This window comes from Mesorhizobium sp. CA8, from assembly GCF_020164955.1.
Classification (GTDB): Bacteria; Pseudomonadota; Alphaproteobacteria; order Rhizobiales; family Rhizobiaceae; genus Mesorhizobium.
Genome location: NZ_JAIUHG010000001.1, coordinates 402858 through 424002 on the forward strand (window position 1 = coordinate 402858; position 21145 = coordinate 424002).

A 21145-nucleotide genomic window follows, 5' to 3' on the forward strand; every position below is an offset into this window, starting at 1 on the left:
TGTTCCTGGATTCAAGCGAGCTGAGCCCGCCCCAGTCGCACAACGGGGCGGCTCCAAGCCTTCGACCGGTGGGGGAGCGCCGACGGCGGCCCTAACTCATTGTTCCTGATCCCAGGTCAGCGTTTCGCGCTGTCGCTGTCTACGTCTGCCCGCGTCAGGAACTGTTCCGTGACCTGCGGCAGGTTGCTCTTCAGCCACTCGGCCATGGCTTCCTCCTCACGCAGGTTCTGTTCGCACACGCGGGCAATCTCTGCCTCGCCCGCGGCATTGGCCGCGGCGATGAGGATCGTATAGGACGCGATTTCCATGTGTTCGAACGTGTAGCTCGCAAGCGAGCCTTTCATGACCTCGTCGCCGGCGAACACGCCGCTGATCGACTGCGCCGTGGCGGTCAGCTTGCCGCCCGCGTCCTTCAGCATGGACGATCCTTCGTCCATGCCGTCCAGGCAGGTCTTCAGCCGCCTGGCCTGCTCTTTCGTTTCTTCCAGATGAGTGCGAATTCGCTCGCTGAGTTCAGGGTAGCTCTCAATCCGGCTCAATTGCCCCGACAGCATCGTCTCTGCCTGTTCCTCCATGGCGTGAGCGTCCCTCAGCCATTGGACAAGCCATTCGCGCGATTCAGCCATTGCGGTGTCTCCATCTATCTGACGCCGCCCGAACCGAGGGAGGCGCGCATTGTTCCTTGGTGTTGCAAAAGCGGCTACGATTTCCCGGACGAGGACGCGTCGGAATCGGAAAGTTTCTCGCGCACCGATTCGTCGGCCTTGTCGGCCGCGGCTTTGAAGACCCCGCCGACCTTGTCGGCCAGCCTGCCCTCGCTCGACGCCTGCCGTCCGGCTTCGTCGCTTGCCGACTGGTAGGCTTCCGCCGCGACTTGCGTTGCCGCGTCGAGGCCTTCTTTCAAAGTGTCTTGGGCACTGTCCCTAAGCCTCTCGCGATAGGCGCCCAATCGCTCATCCTCGACTTCAGTGTGGGGCAGCATGGCGCCGATCGCAGCTCCGATGGCGAGGCCTATGGCGGCCGCGGCGAGAGGTTGCTCTTGGAGCAGACTATGCGCCGATCGGCTGGCGCCCGTCGCCATATCGGCCGCAGCTGCCGCCGAACTCGCCAGTGCGTCGGCTGCGCTGCTTGCCATGTTCGACACTGTGCCGGCCGCTTCGCTTGCCACTCCCGAGACAGTTCCGGCCGCCCCGCGCGCCGCTTCGGCGACAGAACCTGCCGCATCCGAGGCGGTCGAACCCATCCTAGCGCCGAACGCTCCATGATCGAGGCCAGGACCGCGCCGCGTCACGCCATCGGTACCAGCCGGGGTGGCGGAAGCGCCGCTGCCCAACATCAGCCAGGCCAGGCCCGCGCCGATCACCGTCAGCGGCAACGGATTGTCCCGTACCTGGGCCTTGAGGTTGTGAAGCATGTCGGAGCCCGCGCCGCCTTTGAAAAGCCCAGTGAACTCATCGAAGAGCTGCCCGGGGGTCATCTTGTCGCGAATGGAGTCGGCGGTCGCCACCACCCTCGCGCGCGTGGCTTCGGCCTCGCGTTCGAGCTCGGCTGCGGATCTCTCGGTCATCTCGCTTGTTCCTTAATCACGTTCACGTCACGCTTGAGCTGTTCCTGTGTGCGATCCGGCGCGAGCTCGGAAGGCGCCATGCTCGCCATGCCCGTCCGCAACAGGATCACGCCCAGCACGGCAACGACCACGCCGACGAGTAAAGCGGACCACCCGGCGCCCAGACCAAGGCGGGCCAGGGCGATCACAAGCGCCTGCAATAAAATCAGCAGCGCTGCCAGCAGGCATATCGCGCCGCCCAGCACCTCGACGGCGCCTGCGCCAGCCTTGGTCGCGTTCTCCGATATCTCTGCTCTTAGGAGCCTCGCCTCCGTTTGCACGAGCGTGCTCACCTCTTGCGCCAGATCGGCGACCAGCGTGCCGAGACTTGGATTATCCTGAGTGCTCATTTCTTCAGCTCCGCTGCCTTGCCGGGTATGCCGCCGTCGGAACCCCAATTTGCTGGAACGCTACCCCGGCGCGCGCTCGTTTCCGTTTGTCCGGGGTATTCGGGCGTGGTGGCACCCTGCGTCGGGTGGCGCGAGCCGGGCGGCGAAGCCTTTATGAAGCGGCCAAGTGCCAATCCCGCCAGAACCGAACCGGCAAGAAGCGCTCCAGGATTCTGGCGGCCAAAAGACTGAACGTCTTCGAGCACTTGTCCGAACGGCTTCTCCTTCAACGAGGAGGACAGCCGCTCCAGGCCGCTTGCGGCCTCTTGCATGAACTTCGAGGCCGCACTCTGGTCGCTGTTAGCCAAGTGATCGCTCGCGGCGCGCAAAGCGCCGCCGAAAGCAGACAGACTCGATCCGATATCGCGCTGCGTCTGCTCGGCCTTTTCGGAGACGGCTTGCTGGGCTTCGGCGGCATAAGTTCCAGCCCTGCGGGCAACCTCGTTGCGGGCGTCGTGGAGAGCTTCGCCGGCGCTTTGCGTTTCTTGCCGGATTCGGTCGGAAACTTCGTCCTTCGCTTTGGCAAAGTCGGCGGACTCGGGGCCCCGATCAGTCTCGCGCTGCATGGTGCCCTCCTAGTGAAAGCCGAGGAAGGAAAGCACTGCTAGCACAACGACAATCAGACCTATGAGATAGATGACACTGTTCATGGTGCAGCCTCCTCTATTTAGTTCGAACTTCCTGCCGGCTGCGATGTTCCCCTGGACGAGCAGCTTTTTAGCAACTCGTCATTTGCCCTGGGCTTTGGCCTCAAAGCGGCAGGCCCTCGTCTGGGCAAAGCAGCCTGGGCCGCGTCGGAGGAGAGCCGCTAACCAGCCGGCTTCGGGCGGCCCTCTGCGTCGCCCGAAGCCTTGGGCTCGGCGGCTTCCAGGGCATCGACAACCGGGGCCAGTGAATTCTCCTCGTCGGGACTGGATTCCACCTCTCCGGTTCCCGCGGCGGTTTTATCGAGAGCGCGTTGGATTGCGTCCTCGATATTGCCGACCTCCTGCTCGCGCACCTCGCGACCGTAGCCGGCGGCATCGGCGTCTTGCTCGAATTGCTGCGCCAGCATCGCAACGCTGATCTCGGTGTCGGTCGGCAAGTTGCCGACATTCTCTGCCAGCCAGCTTCGCAGGAATTCCTTTGTCGCGTTCATGGAGCACCTCCTCGCAGCGAGATAACCGGACCGTGGTGCCGAGGTTCCCGCAACGCCGAAACCGCGAGGGACGAATGGATCGATGGATGATCGCTCGGCATGAGCGACATCACGGCTGGCGGCGCGCCGCGCGATCCGTATCGGCTGGGCCGCAGCCACGGCCCTGCTCTCGGCAGCCGGGCATGGCGAGGAAGGCCCCACCTCGAAGTTCGTCACGGTGGGCTTCTGGATCTTCCTCTTGCCCATCCTCATCAAGTTCTCGGCTCTCTTTGCCGCTTACGCTGTCCTCTCCAAGGCGACGGCTGACGGACCACCGCCAAGCCGACTCGGCGGGAACCCGGATTGCTCTCAGCCGTTCGCAGGCCATGGCAGCATTGCAGTTTCGAGAAGCGCTGACCAAGGTCGGCACGTTGACGTCCCGACCGGCAGCCTTTTTGATTTTGGGCGGCTACACTATTTCCTGGTTTGTCTTCGAGCGGGAAACGCTTGACTGGCACGGCTTCGCGACGCTGATCACCTGGGCAATGACGCTGCTTATCCAAAGGGCCGAGCATCGCGACACCCAAGCCCTGCAGGCGAAACTTGATGAGCTGATCATGGCGACCGATAAGGCTCACAACGAGATCGCCGAAATAGACGACAAAGAGCCGGAAGAAATCGAGGAAATGCGAGATTCCGGCGAACAAAGCTGAGCCGACACGCCGCATGACAGCTGGCCAGGCCTAGAAGGTGGCGCCATGCAGGTAACGCCACACTGGAAGGGCTTGCGCCACTCGGCCCGGTTTTCGACCGCTCCAAACCATTGAGGCGTCCGTTGCGAAACGGGAGCATTAGGATCATCTCGCAATTCCGGTCGGGCGTCACCGAAGAAGCCAAGCTGATGAAAGCGACCCAGGCGCCTTTGGATCGCGTTCAGCATCCTGATGGCAGGGTTGATGGTTATCCTTCTCGTCGGGCCGCCGACTCGCTGTTCCGACAGCCAGTAGGCTAACTGGCGGCCGAGGTGTATTGGAATTGGGGATCCGGTGTTGAAAGCGTCGGGCGAGACGCTCAGTTGACGCAGCACAGATCAGGCGGGTGGAACGCGCCTCCAATTACGATGCCCTGATATGGTGAAATCGGGCGTTACTATCCACAGGCCTTGAAGGCAAACCGATATACAACCTTGTCTGCCTCATCGGTAACTCGAATCCAGCGCTGTTCGTCGCCACGTGTGTTCACGACCTCACTGCCCGTTGCCGTTTCAGCTGCCACCCATGGCGTATCGGCGTCGATGGCATGTTCAGCCACAACTCTGTCCCGGTCCATCTCTTCCACTCGATAAGCCTTCATGCGCGATCTCTGCTCCGTTCGTTCCCTCTCCGAACACAGAGCGTGCGAGCTTTGTTCCTGCCCCGTGCGGTCGGCGTCTACGCGCAGCTAAGGCAGATAGGTGATCGGGAACGTCCTCGCCGTCAGCCTTTCTCGATCGTGGAGATTGCTGGGTCTTAGTTCCGCCTTGCCGGCAGCCCACCGGCCTCCGCGCCGGCCCGATTGCGGCCCAATCTGTTCGGAATCAGGAACGCTCGGTATCCCGCCTCGCCGGCGGCGACTTCGCCGCCTTCTTGCTCGGCAGCGGTGGCGCCTTGTCCCTGGGTCTCGTTTCCTTGATCGCCTTCTTCATCGTGCGGTTGAAGTTCTCCTGGGAGACGTTCCCAGCGGCGCCGCGGCTTCTTCCTCGGCTGGTTGCAGGCGATCCATCTTTAGGCATCGGCGTTAGCTCCAACGGCTCGTGTTAGGATGGGTCGATGGTCGACAGGCGGTTGAGCAACCTGGATACCGCCGTGACTATCTGTGGCATGAAGTACGGCTTGGCTATCATGATGCTGTTCGGGACACCTTCGTGAGCCCAATGTGCCGCACTGTCGCCGCTTATGTAGACCACCGGCAAGACATTATTGGTATGGCGAAAACGTCGAGCCAGCTCCCATCCCGTCTCGCCAGGGCCCAGACGAATATCCGTCACCAGCGCTTTGAATTTTTCTGGGTTGGCATTGTAGGCGGCCACGGCGCTCGCCGCGTTATTTGCCCCGACGACCTCGAAGCCCGCTTCTTCAAGCGCAGACTCCAGGTCGAGCAAAATCATTGTCTCGTCTTCAACGATTAGGACCGCACCACCGCCCATATTTGCGAGACCCCCGAGCGAACCCCAACGCCCGATCGGAACTTATGTTCCGTGAGCGTTGCGGGATGTTATCTTTCCTCGCTCAAGTTCACCCGGAACGCACAATGTAGACCAGCCCGATCGTAGGTGATCTTCACCCCACCAGCGTTCTTTCCCTCGAATACCCGCTGGAGCAGTTGCGTACCAAATCCGGTTTTGCCAGGGGTGACAGGTGGACCGCCCTTCTCACGCCAATCGAGCTCAAGAATCCGGTCGCCTCCAGCCTCCTGCAGCTTCCAATTGATCGCGATCGATCCCGTTGCGTTGGAGAGCGATCCATATTTGATCGCGTTTGTCGTCAGTTCATGAAACGCTAGGGCGAAAGAGAGCGCGATGTTGGGTGGAAGCCAGACTTGCTCACCGCTGAAGTCGAAACGGTCGAGAGATGCATGCGGCTCAACGGCGGCCGCAATCAGAGCGCTGAGGTCGGCGCCGCTCCAGTTCTCGCGGGTCAAGATGTCGTGCGCCTTTGCCAGGGACACAAGTCGGCTGGAAAGCGCCTGACCCGCCTGTGCCAGGCTGCTGGCGTTGCGCATGGTTTGGGCGGCTATGGCCTGAACCACAGCAAGGGTGTTCTTGACCCTATGGTTCAGTTCATTGACGAGCAACTGGCGCTGTTCCTCCCCCCGTTTGCGGTCTGATATGTCCAGGCTGATCTGCACTGCGCCCACCACCGACCCTTCCGAGCTGCGAATGGGCCGCGCGCTGGAAAGCAAATATCGCTGCGCCCCTGATGGCAGAGTGTATGCAAATTCCTCGTTGGTGGTCTCTTCGCCTCGCATTGCCCTGCTAAGCGGGCGGTCCTCCCGGCTGATGGTTTGGCCGTTTTTGTAGGCAAGAGTATCGATCACCAGATCCGGCTTCCCAAATGGCCTGTGAGGCGGAGGCGACAGACCCATAAGTTCCGCCGCAAACCGGTTGCGGATAACCTGGCGGGCCTGCGGGTCATAGGTAAACCAGACCGCAGCGGGAACCGTCTCTAAAACTGTTTCCAACTCGCGCGTGCGCTCCGCAATTGCATGCTCTGCCGTGATCATGGCCTGGCCAATCGTGTCGAATTCCGCGACCGAGGTAAGGATCGGCTCCACGGCGCGGCCGCTGCCGAGCGCATCGGCTCGCCCGACGAGATCTGCGGTGGCCTTGGTGAACCTCCTGCCGACGAAGTAGGCCAGAGCGAGCGAGAAAAGCAGCGCCGAAAGGCCGATTCCTCCGATCTGCGCGAGCGACCACCAGAGCGGTGCCTGGACCTGGGATAGTGGAATGTTGGCGGTGTAGAACCAGCCAGAATAGGGTGATCGGTAATACCCAGCCAGCAATCTGCTCCCTTCGAAATTCTGAGACTGGAAGGTTCCGGAGCGGCCCACGACCTTATCCACGTATTCAGGCAAACCGGGCCTGCCGGCGACCTGATCATGCATTTTGGATCTGGCGACATATTTTCCCTCGCGGTCCCCGACACCGACCGTCCATCCCTGCGGAACCGCTGGCAGCATGGCAAGGCGGATGCGTTCGGTAGGAACTGATACCGAAAGGAACAACGGTTCGCCGCTGAAGCCCGACACCTGCGCAGTGACGGCGACGCGATACTCGTTAGCCCTGTGCCCGGCGAACACGTTGCCGACGAGAATTCCAGCCAGTTTCAGTTGCTCGCGTTCGTCAACTGTGAGCGGGGTTGTTAAAGGTATATCGGAGGCGAGCTCAGGTCCGGTGCTTGCCAACTGGCGACCGTCGAGATTGCGCAGTGTGATTACCTCGTCCGTCCCTTGGACAAGGCGGCGCGCCTCGGCGCCAAAGGCCAGCAAGTCTCCATTGGCCAGAGCGGGGGACCTGGCGAGGCCATCAAGAACCGTCTTGAGATTAGAGAGTTCGCCTTCGACCACCAGCGACACCTGTCGAGCGGTCCACAAGGCTTCCTGCCCGATCCGTGACCTTTCATGCAGTGCGTACGTCACCAGCAGATAGGCAGCAAAAAGCCAGACGGGCAACACGGCTGCCGCGATTAGTCCAAGCAGATGGGCTCGTGCCGATCGACGAGACAATCTTATCCCCTGTTCACCCTCAAAGGTACCTTAATCCCATACGCGCCAACGACAAGCGCGAGGAAGCAGCGCGCAGCGCTGCATTTGAGGCGTGCGTTGCGTGTCGACGGTATCGAGGACGCCAATCGCGCACGATCCAGACAAGCAGCGGCGCGTAGCGCGGAAATTCCTGAACCAAACAGCGGCCCGCGCTTTAACAAGTGAAAGTGGATGCATAGGACTGTATCGTTATGAACAGACCAACGGGAAAACTTCCATTCCGTAAGGGCAGCTTGAGGAGGAGAGCCCCCTCGCCTCGAATGCGTTTCCTTATAGACAGGTGCGAAGAACAAGGCAGTCCTAGGCACCTCAATCCGCAAGCCCGCACCCTGTCACGATCCACTCTCAGCGGTTCGAGTGAGCTCGTTGGGATTAAGTCATGACCGATCAGGGACATCATCGCGCCGAGCAAATTGACTGCTTGATAGTTGGAGGTGGCCCCGCTGGGCTCGCGGCCGCGACTTATCTCGGCCGCTTCCGTCGTCGAGTCGTTCTTTTCGATGCCGGTGAAAGCCGCGCGAAGTTCATTCCGATTACCCGAAACTGTCCCGGCTTTCCCGACGGTATATCCGGCCCTGACTTGCTAAGTCGTTTGCGGCAACAGGCCTTGCTGAGCGGCGCGGAGCTTAGGGACGAAGCAGTCCACGAAATTAAGCGCGACGGGGCCGAGTTTATTGCTGCCGGTCCAACATCCGTTCGAGCCCGTGCGGTGCTCCTGGCAACGGGTGTGGTCGACACGCTTCCTGACATTCCACTGGCTACCGACATGATTAGAGGAGGGATAATGCGCCTTTGCCCGATCTGCGATGGCTACGAGGTCATCGATAAGCGTGTCGCGGTAATGGGCCCTTTGAAAGAGGCGGTGAAGAAGGCGTCGTTCATGCGAACCTACACCCGCGACCTTACCGTACTTGCGACCGATGGGGCGTCTCGAATGGATGAATGCTCAGGCCCACTGATCCGGGAAGCTGGAATCCGGGTTGAGGCCTGCATTCCCAATTCGCTCCGCCCGCTCGGTGAACATGCCGTTGTCCTACTCTCCGGCGGAGCGACCTCCACATTCGATGCGGTCTATCCGGCGATGGGATGCAGGACAGGGGCTAAGTTTGGAATAGACCTCGGGGCGACTTGCGACGACCTCGGATACCTTATTGTAGATGCGCACCAGCGAACCGTTGTGCCCGGTCTCTATGCCGCTGGTGATGTGGTGAACGAAATCAACCAGATCGCGGTAGCGTTCGGCCACGCTGCGATCGCGGCCACGGACATGCACAATCATCTCGCAGACCCCAACCACGGCTTTCGTCATTGACCGCCATGCACCTTGTCCAAATACTGCTTCCCTGCATGGATAATGACGGTCAGCCTTTCGCCCAAGAAGACTTCGAGAGGGTAAAGGAAGAACTGGCGAGCCGCTTCGACGGCGTTACCGCCTATCTTCAGGCTCCTGCGGATGGTTTGTGGAGAAAGGGTGCCGAGTCAAACGCCGACAAGATCGTCATCTTTGAAGTCATGGCCAAGGAGATCGACCTACGTGAGTGGCGTGATCGCCGTACGGCGCTGGAGCGGCGTTTCCGGCAGGAGAAGGTGATTATTCGCCATATGCCGATCACGCTGATTTAAGCCGCGAGATCCGATAGATCTTTCAAGTCAAATTACTTGCTAACTGCCGTTCACGCGCGCAACGGCAAGGGAAGCCGACCTGCACTGCTCTCGGCCTGAATTGCGATGGTCAGTCACATGAACTGAAACCTTACGGACCTCCGCACGTTGCAGTGCTGCCAACCACAAGTGGGAGCTTTCATGCAGAGTGTGAACCGAACCGGAGATCAGTGGAACCAGGCGTATGACCCGGTCGAATTCGCAGAAAAGCACGGGTTGACGGTAAGGCAGGCCATCGTCGTCATCGAAAGCAACGGTCCTTCTCGCGAAAAATGCGACCAGGCAGGTCACGCCTTCGCCGCAGCTTTAAAGCAATTTGGCCGCAGCCGTCATCCGCGCAAAAGGTCCGCTTGACCATCCCTTTTCCTGGAGATGACGCTAGCGCCGTTGTCGGATATCCCCTCCTTATCTAGCGCTTGGAACCTCCGTCGGCCATCGGAGTTGATGACGGCCAACGGGGGGCGCTGGTTGCAAATATACGGGCATCCAACTCACCCCCGGGGAATGACGAGCGGTGGTCCGCAGGATCGCCAATGCGGCGGCAGCATTGCAGACAGGACGTGGACCCGCTCGTTCGAAGCCGAGCAAAATGGAGCGAATTGTCGAACAGGGAGTTAGGCAGCCTAGATGGGAGAGACAAGAATGGGTCCCACGGCCGCCCCCGACAGCAAGGGCTACGTCACGCCAACCACCCCGGCGGCAGAAGGCCTCAGCCCTGCCCTGGCGCGGAACATAGAGGCGCTGGTCGCGAGACGGAAACGCGATGCCGAGGCTGCATCCTTGGAGCAACGCATGGCCGCAGCGATCAGCAGTTTCGCCGGCAGCATGATGTTCGTGTATATCCACCTTCTCATCTTTGGGGCGTGGATCGCACTCAATCTCGGCGTCATAACCTTCATAAAGCCGTTTGATCCATCGCTGGTCATCCTGGCCATGTTCGCCTCGGTCGAAGCGATCTTTCTGTCGACGTTTGTTCTGATCAACCAGAACCGCATGGCGGCCGAGGACGACGCCAGGGCAGACCTCGATCTGCAGGTCAGTTTGCTGAATGAACATGAGACGACCAAGCTCATCAAACTGGTCGAAGAGATTGCCAAGCGCCTGGACGTGGATACCAAAGGTGACGAAGAGCTGAAGGAGCTCAAGCGCGACGTGGCACCCGAAGCTGTTCTGGACAAAATCGAAGAGGTGGGCGAGCGGGGGACGCCAAGTTGATCCCGCAGCATGTGCTGGGGCTTCGGCTCTCGCCAATCCGCGCGAAGCTCGCTTGAGCTACTACTTTGCCAAGCGCATTACCCGGCTGTCGCTGGGCGTTGTCCGTGGCGCACCCTCCGTCGCAGCGGTCAATCTACCGTCCTGCCGGGACGCCCTGTCTCCGGGTTCCTGCAGGGCAAGAGGTGCCTGCTGACGCATCCCACCAGCCGCAAATGAATATTTTCGCACCTCCATGACAGATGCGATAGTTCTGTCATTTCAACATCGCTAAGGCACATCTTGCCGATTTGGTGAATTAAGCGCCTTCGGCAATATCTTTTGATAGATGCACCCAAAAACGTCGGCGGCGGCGGACCCACTTCGACGCAACCTTCTGCGACGCCTCTCACCGGCCAAATAGGTGCAAGAGCGGCAACGATTGTGAGATCGTGAGAGTTGCTGAATATATCGCCCTGCCGGTTTCATCATGGACCGAGATCGCCAGGGTTTCATCGATGTCGCTCTCAGCCATTTCGTCGACGGCGATGTCGTGCAGCGCCTTAAGCGCTTCTCGTCGCATGTCGCGCAGGCTGTCCAGTTCAACCCACGCATCGGCAAATCGCTGCCCGTTTCTCGTAACTTCGAAAACGTACCGTGGCATTCAGCCATTGTGAGCACTTCGGATGCTAGCGCATTTAAATTTGAGTGATCGCAATGGGCTGAGGGACGATGTCTCGCAAAAAAGTTGATACCTTGCGCGATAGTAGCAGTCGGACATTTGCCTCATTCGCGAGGTGCTCCGCTTCCGCCTGCGACAGCCCAATCAGCGATATGTCATTCGCTTCTGCCGGCAGTCACTTGGTCGGCCGCCGTAGACCAGCCACTCGCCGTTCGGCGGGTGCTGCTTATTCGCGGCACGCTCCCTTTTCCAGCGCGATAGCCTCTCGACGCTCCAAAGCGACTGGGGCTGGTCCGCTCGGCAAGCTGGCTCTTTCCGGCCATGTCCGGTCCGTTACCGAGCTTGGCTTAGACCCTCTCCTCAAAGCCATCCAGCTTCTGCCAGTCAAAGCTGACCCCAATGCCTGGCTCGTCTGGGGCGACTGCCAGCCCATCCTGCAACCTGAGCGGACGAGTGGTGTACAGATCGATGTCGAAACTGTGCGCCTCCACCCAACCAGCGTTTGGTTGGCCTGCGACCAAACTCACATGCAGTTCCTGCATGCCGTGGCTGCACACCGGAATTCCAGCCTTGCGCGCAAGCTCGGCGACCCGCAACCAGCCTGTGATGCCGCCACAATTCGACGCGTCTGGTTGGATGTAGGATAGCTTCGACCAGGCGAAGGCATGCTCGAACTCCTCGATCACATGCAGGTTCTCGCCCATGGCCAGCGGCATGCCCGTCGCCTCGGCAATGGCAGCGTAGCCCTGGTAATCGTCAGGTATGAGGGGCTCCTCGAACCACAGCAGCTCGTAAGGCGCGAATGCTTTCGCCGCTTCGATCGCCCGATCAACGTCGAGCGCGTAATTGGCGTCCACCATGAAGGGGGTGTGCGGCCCGATGCGCTCGCGGATGGCCTTAACTCGGGCGACATCCTCCGCGAGGTCGTCTTTGCCGACCTTGATCTTCACAGCATTGAACCCGGCGGCGAGATAGGAGTCGATGCTGGCCTGCAACTGATCGAGCGAGAAGTTCAGGTCGATGCCGCCGCGATATGCCTTGGCTGTTTTGCCGGCACCGCCGGCCATTTCCCAGAGTGACCGGCCGACGCGCCGGCCCTTCAGATCCCAAAGCGCTATGTCAAGCGCAGAAATCGCAAACGACGCGATGCCGCCGCGTCCGACATAATGGATGTGCCATAGCATCCCTGCATAGAGCGCCCCGATGTCAGTCGCGTCCCGTCCTTTCAGGAACGGCGCCAGGTCGTGCACGATCATGGCTCCGATCGCATGCCCACCTTTACCGCCAGTGTAGGTGTATCCAGTCCCTTCGCTGCCGTCCGCCAGCCTCAGGGTCGCTGTCACCAGCTCGAAATGCGTGTGAGCGCCATGCTTCGCGTCGGTCATTACTTCACGCAGCGGCACTCGGAAAAGCCGAACCTCAACGTCCGTGATTTCTGTATCGCCCATTGCAAGGCTCTCGCCGCCTGACCTATTTTCGTCATACCATAATTGCACTCTATCTGGCTGACCGCAACCAGATCGCTGATCCATCGCGCTTTTGGTCCGATGATAACTCGCCGGACCTTGTGCTTTGGTCCGATCTGCGCATTAATGACCGCGTGAAGTGGAGGACGGCTTGTTAAGTACACCACAGCATCTTGGAACGCGGGCCACGAGCGGAGCTGCTCGCGCCGCGGACGCCATGGTGATTGGAATCGAAGCGGATATCGCCTCCGGCAAGCTCGGCGACGGCAGTTTCCTGCCGGCTGAGCGCGAATTGATGGCCGAGTACGGCGTCGGCCGCGGCGTGGTGCGTGAAGCAGTCGCCCGCCTGGCAAGCCGCGGTCTTGTCGAAGCGCGTCCGCGCTTTCGCCCGGTGGTGCGCCGGCCGGGGCTGGACGCGGCGCTCGGCGCTTTGGAAGGTGTTGTCGGCCACCTGCTGAGCGCCCAGGCGGGAGTGAAGAACCTCTACGACACCCGGGTCTTTCTTGAAGCCGCTCTTGCGCGCAACGCCGCCATCCATGCGCGCAAGGACGACGTAGCCACGCTCAGATCAGCGCTCGAAATGAACGAGGCGGCGATACCGGATTCGGAAAAATTCTATGCCACCGACGTAGGATTCCACGCCGTGCTCTACCAGATCACGCGCAACCCGGTGATGCCCGCCGTGCACAAGGCCTTCACCGCGTGGCTGTCGCCGCATTGGATGCGCATGCCCCGATCGCCCGAGCGCAACCGGATCAATTTCCTGAGCCACCGCGAAATCTGCATGGCGATCATCGAGCGAGATCCAGATGGCGCAGAGCGGGCGCTGCTCAATCATCTTTCCGCGGCCTGGGAGTATGTCCGTGGCACATTTGAAATACCGTGAGGGCCGGAGGGAGGACCGGCGAGAATGACGCAGACTTACGATCATATTGTGGTGGGCGGCGGAGCAGCGGGCTGCGTGGTCGCGGCGCGGCTGGTGAAGGCAGGACGGCGGGTCCTGCTTCTCGAAGCTGGGCATTCGCATCACCACCCGCTGCTCGATATGCCGCCGGGCATCTTCAAGATGATCAATGGCTCGAAGTTCATGCGCTATTACCGCACCGAGCCGCAGCAGCATCTGGATGGACGCCAACACGAAATCTCGCAAGGCAACGTGCTGGGCGGCGGCACCTCGGTCAACGCCCAGGTCTATATGCGCGGCCGTGCCTCGGACTATGACGAATGGGATGAGTTGCTGCGCGGCAACAATGCCGGCATCCGCTGGAACTGGCAGGCGGTGCTGCCCTACTTCACGGGCATGGAAGGCAACGACCGCCTCGGCGGCGACTTGCATGGCAGCGAAGGACCCTTGCTTGTCTCCGACCCCGGTCACATTGACGACGTTTCGCGTTGGTTTGTACAGGCGGTCCAACGGCTTGGACTGCCCTACAATCATGACTTCAACGGGCCGTCGCAACGCGGAGTGGGCTTCTATCAGTTCATGAACCGGCGCGGGAAGCGCAGCAGCGCTGCCTATGCGTTTATCGAGCCATTGGCTAAGGATCCCAGGCTGACGCTGAGGCTGAATTCTGCCGCGAGGCAGCTGCTGATCCAGAACGAGCGCGCCAAGGGTGTAATCTACACTGACCAATCGGGAACCGAGCACGAGGCCTATGCGGACGGCGACGTGATCGTCTCGTCGGGCGCGCTGGTGTCGCCGAAACTCCTTATGCTGTCAGGTATTGGCCCGGCCGAGGAACTTTCCAGACATGACATTGCCTGCGTCGTCGACCTCCCGGGCGTAGGCCAGAATCTGATCGACCATCCGGAAGTGCCGATCATTGCCACGGCAAACGGGCCTTACGGCTACTTTAAGCAAGGCCAGGGTTGGCGGATGATCAAGAACGGCTTGCATTTCAAGCTGTTCGGCGCCGGTACGATCCTGTCCGCCGGGGTCGAGGCTGGGGCTTTTGTCAATCCGACCGATCCTAATGACGAGCCGACGATCCAGGCGTTTTGCGTGCCACATGTGTACCTGGACCGCGATATCCTGACCCTGGTCGAGAATACCTACGGCCTCACTGTGACGACCGTGGTCGTCAAGCCGAAGTCCCGTGGCTTCGTGAAGCTACGTTCGGCAGATCCGAACGACATGCCCGTCGTCTCTCCGCACCTGCTCAAACATCAAGACGACATGAAGCAGATGATTGCCGGCCAGCGCTATTTCCTGAAGGCATTCCACGCGAAGCCGCTGGCGGACCGCATCAAGGCTGTAGCCGTCCCCCGGGAAGACGACCTCAGCGACGCGGCGCTCGAAAGGCACTGCAAGCGCTTCGTCAAAACGAATTACCATCCGGCCGGCACCTGCCGCATGGGTCCGGACAGCGATCGAATGGCCGTTCTGGACGCGGCCATGCGGGTGCGCGGGATAGAGAACCTGCGCGTTGCCGACATGTCGGTGTGCCCTAACATCAACGCCGGCAACACCGCTGCACCCGCCATGATGCTGGGCGACCGCTGCGCCGACTTCATTTTGGAAGCGGGCGCAGTGACTCAATCGAGGGCGGAGTCTGCAAGTGAGCTGACCTAGCCCGCTATACGCGAGGAATATTCAACGTCGTCAAAACGCGACAACCAAGGAGGAAAGCATGATCATTACCCGTCGGAAATTGTTGGTAGGCTCCGCCGTCGGCGTGGCCGCTCTTACCCTCGCCTCACGCGCCTTCGCCGCCCTCCCGCCGCTTGCCAAGAAAGACAAGTACAAGGTCGGCTTTGCCCAAACCGAGAGCAATAATCCATGGCGGCTGGCTGAAACGAAAAGCATGCAGGACGAGGCGGCAAAGCTCGGCCATCAGCTCGTCTATACTGATGCCGCCGGATCCTCGGCCAAGCAGGCCTCCGACGTAAACTCCATGATCGCACAGGGCGTCGACGCGATTTTCCTGCCTCCCCGCGAGGACAAGCCGTTGGTGCCGGTCATCCTGGCCGCGCGTGATGCCGGCATCCCGGTCTTTCTCATTGACCGCGACGTGGATCACACCATGGCCAAGCCTGGGCAGGATTACGTCACCTTCATTGGTTCCGACTTCATCAACGAGGGTAATCGCATCGCCGAATGGGTGGTGAAGAACGCCAATGGAAAATCGAAGATCATCGAGCTGGAAGGCACCACCGGTTCCTCGCCAGCCAACGACCGCAAGAAGGGATTTGACGACATCATCGCCAAGCATTCGGAATTCAAGATCGTCGCTTCACAGTCGGGCGACTTCGCTCGCGACAAGGGCCGCCAGGTGGCGGAGACGTTACTGCAGGCGCATCCCGAAGCCGATATCATCTATGCCCATAATGACGAGATGGCGCTCGGCGCGATCGCAGCTCTCGAGGCCGCCGGCAAGACGCCCGGAAAAGATGTGCTGATCGTCTCGATCGACGGCGAAAAGGACGGCGTGCAAGCAATCGTCGACGGCAAGATCGGCGCCATCTGCGGCTGCAGCCCGCTTTTCGGTCCGAAGGCTTTCGCGACGATGGCTGACTATGCCGCGGGCAAGAAAATCCCGCCCTTCATCAAGAACGACGACGACTTCTACGACGGCACGAACGCAAAGGATAAGATCAGTACGGCGTTCTGATTTATCTGGTTAAAGGCGCCTCCCCGCCTCGGCGGGGAGGCTTTTTCGGAGCTTTGCCGATGACGCGGCCGCCCGACGGACTTTTCCCCCTGCTTCTCGAGATGCGCGACATCCAAAAGCGTTTCGCCGGCATACCGGCGCTGGCGGACGCGTCGCTTTCCGTGCGCTCAGGCGAGGTCCATGCCCTGATAGGCCAGAACGGCGCGGGCAAATCGACGCTGATCAAGGTCTTGACCGGATATCACCGCAAGGATGCCGGGCAAGTGCTGTTCGAAGGCGAGCCCTTCGAGGTCCACTCGCCCCATCAGGCACAAGTCAACGGCATCAGCACGATTTATCAGGAGATCAATCTGGTCCCGCTACGGTCAGTGACGGAGAACATTTGCCTGGGCCGGGAACAGCGCCGTTACGGCCTGCTCGACTGGAATGCCATGCACGCGGAAGCCGAGCGCCTGCTGAGCCGCTTCGCAATTGGCATCGATGTTCGCCGTCCGCTTGGCGAGTTCAACACTGCAACACAGCAGATGGTGGCGATCGCCCGGGCTATAGGGTTCTCCGCTCGCCTTGTCATTATGGACGAGCCGACCTCGTCCCTCGACGAACGCGAGGTGGGAGTGCTGTTCAGCGTCATTCATCAGTTGAAGGCTGAAGGGGTGTCCGTCATTTTTGTAAGCCACAAGCTCGACGAGTTGTATGAGGTCTGCGACCAGGTCACGATCATGCGCGACGGCCGCACCGTGCGCAGCGCCGCAATGAAAGAAATCGGCAAACTGGAACTTGTCGCAGCTATGCTCGGCCGCGATGTCGCGGCTGTCGAGGGTCACGCCACAGCCTTCGGCGAGCGCGACCGCTCTAGAATCGGGGATGTGATGTTTTCGGCCCGCGGGCTTGGGGCCGGGCAGGCTGTCCGCAATGTGAGCTTCGATCTCCGGCGCGGCGAGATCGCGGGCTTTGCCGGCCTCCTCGGCGCGGGTCGCACCGAAACCGCACGGCTCGTGTTCGGCGCCGATCGCCCAAGCGCCGGCCAGATGACGATGGAAGGTGCCGCGTACCACCCCGACCGTCCCGCCGACGCGATCGCCGCCGGCATGGGCTTCTGCACCGAGGACCGCAAGGGCGAAGGTATCGTGCCGGAGATGACGGTGGCAGAAAACCTCACCCTTGCGTTGCTTCCGAAAATCAGCCGCAACGGCGTGCTGGACGACTCGCGCCAGCGCGAAATCGTCGAGCGGTTCATCCGCGAGCTCGGCATAAAATGTTCCGGGCCCAATCAGAAGGTGCGAGAGCTCTCGGGTGGGAACCAGCAGAAAGTGCTGCTTGCCCGCTGGCTGGCGATGAATCCGAAGCTACTCATACTCGACGAGCCGACAAGGGGAATAGATGTGGGTGCCAAGGGCGAGATCCAGCGTCTGATCCGGAGACTTGCAGATCAGGGCCTCGGTGTGCTCATGATCTCGTCAGAGCTGGAGGAAGTGATCGAAGGTGCGGATCGCATATTCGTTCTGCGCGATGGTGTCAGCGTGACCGAGTTGGAAGCTGAAGCCGCTAACGAAGAAAAAGTGCTGACCGCGATGGCGCACGGGACGAGCGCTTCCTCGGAGGTCACGACGTGACCGAGCTGCCGAGGTCATATGCGGATCGGGATGCAGTCGCGCGCACCTTCGATCTCTTCGGCTTTCTGTCACGCTACGGGACCGTGATCGCACTTGTCTTGCTGGTTGCGTTCAACCTCGCCTTCACACGCAATTTCGCGACAATGCAGACGCTGAACGTCAACCTCACTCAGGTCTGCACCATCGTCATCGTAGCCGTCGGAATGACGCTCGTCATAGCCACGGGCGGCATCGATCTCTCCGTCGGATCGCTAATGGCTATTTCGGGTGCGCTGGCGCCGATGATCTTCATGGGGAAGATCCTTCCGATCGGAAGCATCTACCTGGGCGTGGCGGCCGCGATGATCGTCTCAGTACTGGTGGCCGGGCTGTTGGGACTCTTCAATGGCTGGTTGGTCGCCCGCTTCCGAGTCCAGCCCATTGTTGCGACACTGGTTCTGTTCATCGCGGGCCGCGGCATCGCTCAGGTAATGACGAACGGGAACCTGCAGACCTTCCGCGTACCGGAATTTCAATGGATTGGCCTTGCCCGACCCTTGGACATCCCGGCCCAAGTCATCATCATGGCTGTCATTGTCGCGGCAGCTGCATGGGCATTGAAAAAAACGCTGTTCGGGCGATGCATATTGGCGGTCGGCGGCAATGAAAAGGCTTCCGAACTCGCTGGTATTGCAGTCTCCAAGATCAAGCTTGCTGTCTATGGCATCAGCGGCCTTTGCGCCGGGCTGGCCGGGCTTATCGTTATTGCAATCAACTCCTCCAGCGACGCAAACCTGGTTGGCCTTGGTATGGAGCTCGATGCCATCGCGGCGGTTGCAGTGGGCGGAACTCTGCTCAGCGGCGGCAAGGCCACCATCATCGGTAGCCTGCTGGGCGCGCTTACCATTCAATTGGTGCGCTACACCCTTCTTGCAAACGGGGTGCCTGACGCCGCTGCCCTTGTGGTCAAGGCGGGGATCATCGCGCTCGCTGTGTGGCTGCAGCAGCAGCATCGCGGGTAGCCCTATGAATCGTGCCCGCCTCGTCCGCATTATTGGCACCTACGGCGTATTGATCGCCCTGGCTGCGCTCATTCTATTCGGTTTCCTGCGTTATGATCGGTTCCTTAGCTTCTACAACGTGATGACTCTCCTGCGTTACAATTCCATGTTCGCGCTGGTGGCGCTTGGTATGTGCTTCGTCATCATGACAGGGGGAATCGATCTTTCCGTGGGCTCCGTCGCTGCCTTGGGCAGCGTGGCTTCGGCGTTGGCAAGTCCTTATGGAATCGTTCCTGGTCTCGCGGCCGGTATAGGCGCTGGGCTGGCCGCCGGGCTCATCAATGCGACCCTTGTCACACGCGCCAATCTGATGCCGTTCATAGCCACTCTCGCCACGATGCAGGCCGCCAGTGGCTCGGCCCTCCTGCTTGCGGGTAACCAAACCGTTTCGGTCTCCTATGAATCGGGCTTCACTGCCATCGGCCAAGGCAATTTCTGGACGTTTCCGATCCCGGCGGCTATCGCCGTCGTGGCATATCTCATCGGTTCCCTTGTCCTGAATTACACCGGCACCGGACGGGCGGTGCTGGCAATTGGCGGCGGCGAGGATGCTTCGCGTCTCATGGGCCTGCGGACCGATCGCGTGAAGTTTTTGGTCTATGTCGCGAGCGGGGGATTGGCAGGACTCGCCGGCGTTATCCTCGCATCGCAGTTTGGGGCGGGACAGCCCATTGAAGGAGTGGGTTGGGAATTGTTCGCCATCGCAGCCGTTGTGGTCGGCGGGACGCTACTCACTGGCGGCTCCGGTTCGGTTGTGACCACGCTCGCCGGCGTGCTCCTGCTCGGCATCCTGTTCAATGTTCTGAATTTCGAGAACGGGATGGGATGGATCTCGCTTTCGGCCTACTGGCAATCAGTGATCCGGGGACTGTTCCTCCTGGTGGTAGTCCTCCTTCAGGCCCGACTGACACGTCGGCGTCTCAACGCGCTCTGAACGTCTCGGTCCCTCCCGCTCAAGTATTGCATAGGTTAGCTTGCAGCAATTTTTCTTGGCAAAGACGGATCCGGGTGAGCACGCGACGTCGACGCGGCTCGGCGGATTCAGAAAACGCACGTTTTAAGTCATTCTGTCTTATACGCAGGAACATTCCAGGTGTTGGGAGGTTACGGAACGCCAACCCTTGGAGGAAGCCTCATGTTCATGCACAATAAACGACTGCAATACACCGTTCGTGTTTCCGAGCCGAATCCGAGGCTGGCGTGCATGATCATGGAGCAGTTCGGCGGCGCCGATGGCGAGCTTGCCGCCGCAATGCGCTATTTCACCCAAGGGCTGGGCGAAGACGATGTCGGCCGCAAGGACATGTTGCTCGACATAGCGACCGAGGAGCTCAGCCATCTCGAGGTCGTCGGCTCGATCGTCACGATGCTCAACAAAGGCCTGAAGGCGCAGCTGGCCGAGGGGCAGATGAAAGAAGCCGAACTGTACTTGATGGTCGGCGCAAGCGGCACGACGACCAAAGAGTCCATCTTGTTTGGCGGCGCACCTGCGTTGTGCGACTCGGCCGGAGTCCCGTGGACTGCCGCCTATGTCGATTCCCGCGGCGAGCCTACCGTCGATCTGCGGTCTAACATTGCCGCCGAGGCGCGTGCCAAGATCGTCTATGAGCGACTGATCAACATCACCGAAGATCCCGGCGTCAAGGACGCCCTCGGATTCCTCATGACGCGCGAAATCGCGCATCAAAAATCCTTCGAGAAAGCGCTCTACGCGATCGAGAACAACTTCCCGACGGGCAAGCTCCCCGGCATTGAGAAATATGCGAGCATGTACGTCAACACGTCGCAGGGTGAAGGGGACACGAATGGGCCATGGAATTCGGGAGACGAATGGGACCGCGTGGACGATCTTGAGCAAGTCATGCCGGCGGACGATGGCGATGGGACAGCAACCGTCAAGCTGGCGGCCAAAGACATGAAAGTGGTTGCAAAAATGGGAGAGCGGACGCTCTCGGATCCCTCCTCCGATCCGACCACAGGCGCGGATATAGGCGCCGGGCCGGGGGCCGGGCGAACCAAGAATGGCGACATGGGCGGCGCGGCCAATATCAACGAGGCGCCTGTGCGGGCCGAGGCCGCCGCTCGCAAGAAAAAGTAGGCAGCGAGTGAGCCTACCAGCTGACCAAGTTCAAGTTCATCTGCCTATCAGGACTGCCGTAGAGTGGCACCAGGCTTCAAGAGCAGAGACGCGCAGTCGGCTCCCGCACCTCTCGTTACCTCGAACCGCAGAGTGCAGCCGGTCTATTTTCGAAAGTCCCTCGACGATCTCAAAGGACAAATCACCAAAGAGATAAACCCGCTCCCCAGCGGGTTCGTCGTGGACGTGCATGTCGAATCGGGGCGCTGTCCTCCGGTAAAGGCAGGGCGGACCTCTTTAATGCTTTGCCAGCTAAGGCCGCAAGTACGCAAATAATTGAGGGAGCGGTCCTTGGGAATCGAGGCACGTCAGTTCCTCGACTGTGCCCC

The 21145-nt window shown here is 60.5% G+C and carries 22 protein-coding genes; 12 read left to right on the forward strand and 10 right to left on the reverse strand.

Annotated features, from left to right (window positions below; translation table 11 throughout):
• Positions 1–116: 116 nt before the first annotated feature.
• The 5 genes from LB553_RS02310 to LB553_RS02330 form a co-directional block, all read right to left on the reverse strand.
• Positions 117–626: a ferritin-like domain-containing protein gene (locus tag LB553_RS02310; protein ID WP_224510190.1), complete on the reverse strand. Its 510-nt coding sequence runs from the start codon at positions 624–626 to the stop codon at positions 117–119.
• 74 nt (positions 627–700) lie between these two features.
• On the reverse strand, positions 701–1567 hold the full coding sequence (locus tag LB553_RS02315; protein WP_224510193.1) for a DUF3618 domain-containing protein: 867 nt from the start codon (positions 1565–1567) through the stop codon (positions 701–703).
• Positions 1564–1956, reverse strand: a complete 393-nt coding sequence (locus LB553_RS02320; RefSeq protein ID WP_224510196.1) for a phage holin family protein — start codon at positions 1954–1956, stop codon at positions 1564–1566. Before LB553_RS02320 ends, LB553_RS02315 begins: the two co-directional genes overlap by 4 nt.
• Positions 1953–2561: a hypothetical protein gene (locus LB553_RS02325; protein ID WP_224510199.1), complete on the reverse strand. Its 609-nt coding sequence runs from the start codon at positions 2559–2561 to the stop codon at positions 1953–1955. The genes LB553_RS02320 and LB553_RS02325 overlap by 4 nt, the downstream gene beginning before the upstream one ends.
• A gap of 242 nt (positions 2562–2803) precedes the next feature.
• Positions 2804–3385: a hypothetical protein gene (locus LB553_RS02330; protein ID WP_224510202.1), complete on the reverse strand. Its 582-nt coding sequence runs from the start codon at positions 3383–3385 to the stop codon at positions 2804–2806.
• Positions 3386–3498: 113 nt separating this feature from the next.
• On the opposite strand from LB553_RS02330, the gene LB553_RS02335 reads away from it, so the two are divergent.
• Positions 3499–3825 (forward strand): low affinity iron permease family protein, encoded by a 327-nt coding sequence (locus LB553_RS02335; protein ID WP_224510205.1) that lies wholly within the window; start codon positions 3499–3501, stop codon positions 3823–3825.
• Between the two features lie 436 nt (positions 3826–4261).
• On the opposite strand, the gene LB553_RS02340 is transcribed toward LB553_RS02335, so the two are convergent.
• The 3 genes from LB553_RS02340 to LB553_RS02350 all read right to left on the reverse strand — a co-directional run bounded on the left by LB553_RS02340 (position 4262) and on the right by LB553_RS02350 (position 7324).
• A complete protein-coding gene (locus LB553_RS02340) occupies positions 4262–4465 on the reverse strand; it encodes a hypothetical protein (protein ID WP_224510208.1) in 204 nt (67 codons plus the stop codon).
• Between the two features lie 442 nt (positions 4466–4907).
• Positions 4908–5297 carry a response regulator gene (locus LB553_RS02345; RefSeq protein WP_224510211.1) on the reverse strand — a complete coding sequence of 130 codons (390 nt, stop codon included), beginning with the start codon at positions 5295–5297 and terminating at the stop codon, positions 4908–4910.
• 68 nt (positions 5298–5365) lie between these two features.
• Entirely contained in the window at positions 5366–7324 is a 1959-nt protein-coding gene (locus LB553_RS02350; RefSeq protein WP_224510499.1) for a sensor histidine kinase, read from the reverse strand.
• A gap of 469 nt (positions 7325–7793) precedes the next feature.
• Between LB553_RS02350 and LB553_RS02355 the strand changes: the two genes are divergently transcribed.
• The 4 genes from LB553_RS02355 (at position 7794) to LB553_RS02370 (ending at position 10291) form a co-directional block, all read left to right on the forward strand.
• Complete coding sequence (locus LB553_RS02355; RefSeq protein WP_224510214.1) at positions 7794–8726, forward strand: NAD(P)/FAD-dependent oxidoreductase; 933 nt, start codon at positions 7794–7796, stop codon at positions 8724–8726.
• 5 nt (positions 8727–8731) lie between these two features.
• Positions 8732–9037, forward strand: coding sequence for a hypothetical protein (locus LB553_RS02360; protein WP_224510500.1), 306 nt, complete (start codon positions 8732–8734; stop codon positions 9035–9037).
• A gap of 180 nt (positions 9038–9217) precedes the next feature.
• Entirely contained in the window at positions 9218–9430 is a 213-nt protein-coding gene (locus LB553_RS02365) for a hypothetical protein (protein ID WP_224510217.1), read from the forward strand.
• Between the two features lie 288 nt (positions 9431–9718).
• Positions 9719–10291, forward strand: coding sequence for a DUF1003 domain-containing protein (locus tag LB553_RS02370; protein WP_224510220.1), 573 nt, complete (start codon positions 9719–9721; stop codon positions 10289–10291).
• Between the two features lie 385 nt (positions 10292–10676).
• On the opposite strand, the gene LB553_RS02375 is transcribed toward LB553_RS02370, so the two are convergent.
• Both LB553_RS02375 and LB553_RS02380 read right to left on the reverse strand, forming a co-directional pair.
• Complete coding sequence (locus LB553_RS02375; RefSeq protein ID WP_224510223.1) at positions 10677–10931, reverse strand: DUF6894 family protein; 255 nt, start codon at positions 10929–10931, stop codon at positions 10677–10679.
• Between the two features lie 365 nt (positions 10932–11296).
• Positions 11297–12397: a mandelate racemase/muconate lactonizing enzyme family protein gene (locus LB553_RS02380; RefSeq protein WP_224510226.1), complete on the reverse strand. Its 1101-nt coding sequence runs from the start codon at positions 12395–12397 to the stop codon at positions 11297–11299.
• 157 nt (positions 12398–12554) lie between these two features.
• Here LB553_RS02380 and LB553_RS02385 point away from each other — a divergent pair, with 157 nt between their 5' ends.
• From LB553_RS02385 to LB553_RS02415, 7 genes are all read left to right on the forward strand, one after another.
• Positions 12555–13301 (forward strand): FCD domain-containing protein, encoded by a 747-nt coding sequence (locus LB553_RS02385; protein WP_224510230.1) that lies wholly within the window; start codon positions 12555–12557, stop codon positions 13299–13301.
• A gap of 24 nt (positions 13302–13325) precedes the next feature.
• Entirely contained in the window at positions 13326–14987 is a 1662-nt protein-coding gene (locus LB553_RS02390) for a GMC family oxidoreductase (RefSeq protein WP_224510234.1), read from the forward strand.
• Between the two features lie 58 nt (positions 14988–15045).
• Complete coding sequence (locus LB553_RS02395) at positions 15046–16026, forward strand: ABC transporter substrate-binding protein (protein WP_224510237.1); 981 nt, start codon at positions 15046–15048, stop codon at positions 16024–16026.
• Between the two features lie 59 nt (positions 16027–16085).
• Positions 16086–17639 (forward strand): sugar ABC transporter ATP-binding protein, encoded by a 1554-nt coding sequence (locus LB553_RS02400; protein WP_224510241.1) that lies wholly within the window; start codon positions 16086–16088, stop codon positions 17637–17639.
• 5 nt (positions 17640–17644) lie between these two features.
• A complete protein-coding gene (locus tag LB553_RS02405; protein WP_412033175.1) occupies positions 17645–18640 on the forward strand; it encodes an ABC transporter permease in 996 nt (331 codons plus the stop codon).
• 4 nt (positions 18641–18644) lie between these two features.
• Entirely contained in the window at positions 18645–19613 is a 969-nt protein-coding gene (locus tag LB553_RS02410) for an ABC transporter permease (protein ID WP_224510244.1), read from the forward strand.
• Between the two features lie 201 nt (positions 19614–19814).
• Positions 19815–20777, forward strand: coding sequence for a manganese catalase family protein (locus LB553_RS02415; RefSeq protein WP_224510247.1), 963 nt, complete (start codon positions 19815–19817; stop codon positions 20775–20777).
• Positions 20778–21145: the final 368 nt, after the last annotated feature.

Excerpts from the sequence above, each read along its gene's own strand:
- LB553_RS02310 (WP_224510190.1), bottom strand. The coding sequence starts at position 626 with ATGGCTGAATCGCGCGAATGGCTTGTCCAATGGCTGAGGGACGCTCAC.
- LB553_RS02315 (WP_224510193.1), bottom strand. The coding sequence starts at position 1,567 with ATGACCGAGAGATCCGCAGCCGAGCTCGAACGCGAGGCCGAAGCCACG.
- LB553_RS02320 (WP_224510196.1), bottom strand. The coding sequence starts at position 1,956 with ATGAGCACTCAGGATAATCCAAGTCTCGGCACGCTGGTCGCCGATCTG.
- LB553_RS02325 (WP_224510199.1), bottom strand. The coding sequence starts at position 2,561 with ATGCAGCGCGAGACTGATCGGGGCCCCGAGTCCGCCGACTTTGCCAAA.
- LB553_RS02330 (WP_224510202.1), bottom strand. The coding sequence starts at position 3,385 with ATGAGGATGGGCAAGAGGAAGATCCAGAAGCCCACCGTGACGAACTTC.
- LB553_RS02335 (WP_224510205.1), top strand. The coding sequence starts at position 3,499 with ATGGCAGCATTGCAGTTTCGAGAAGCGCTGACCAAGGTCGGCACGTTG.
- LB553_RS02340 (WP_224510208.1), bottom strand. The coding sequence starts at position 4,465 with ATGAAGGCTTATCGAGTGGAAGAGATGGACCGGGACAGAGTTGTGGCT.
- LB553_RS02345 (WP_224510211.1), bottom strand. The coding sequence starts at position 5,297 with ATGGGCGGTGGTGCGGTCCTAATCGTTGAAGACGAGACAATGATTTTG.
- LB553_RS02355 (WP_224510214.1), top strand. The coding sequence starts at position 7,794 with ATGACCGATCAGGGACATCATCGCGCCGAGCAAATTGACTGCTTGATA.
- LB553_RS02360 (WP_224510500.1), top strand. The coding sequence starts at position 8,732 with ATGCACCTTGTCCAAATACTGCTTCCCTGCATGGATAATGACGGTCAG.
- LB553_RS02365 (WP_224510217.1), top strand. The coding sequence starts at position 9,218 with ATGCAGAGTGTGAACCGAACCGGAGATCAGTGGAACCAGGCGTATGAC.
- LB553_RS02370 (WP_224510220.1), top strand. The coding sequence starts at position 9,719 with ATGGGTCCCACGGCCGCCCCCGACAGCAAGGGCTACGTCACGCCAACC.
- LB553_RS02375 (WP_224510223.1), bottom strand. The coding sequence starts at position 10,931 with ATGCCACGGTACGTTTTCGAAGTTACGAGAAACGGGCAGCGATTTGCC.
- LB553_RS02380 (WP_224510226.1), bottom strand. The coding sequence starts at position 12,397 with ATGGGCGATACAGAAATCACGGACGTTGAGGTTCGGCTTTTCCGAGTG.
- LB553_RS02390 (WP_224510234.1), top strand. The coding sequence starts at position 13,326 with ATGACGCAGACTTACGATCATATTGTGGTGGGCGGCGGAGCAGCGGGC.
- LB553_RS02395 (WP_224510237.1), top strand. The coding sequence starts at position 15,046 with ATGATCATTACCCGTCGGAAATTGTTGGTAGGCTCCGCCGTCGGCGTG.
- LB553_RS02400 (WP_224510241.1), top strand. The coding sequence starts at position 16,086 with ATGACGCGGCCGCCCGACGGACTTTTCCCCCTGCTTCTCGAGATGCGC.
- LB553_RS02410 (WP_224510244.1), top strand. The coding sequence starts at position 18,645 with ATGAATCGTGCCCGCCTCGTCCGCATTATTGGCACCTACGGCGTATTG.
- LB553_RS02415 (WP_224510247.1), top strand. The coding sequence starts at position 19,815 with ATGTTCATGCACAATAAACGACTGCAATACACCGTTCGTGTTTCCGAG.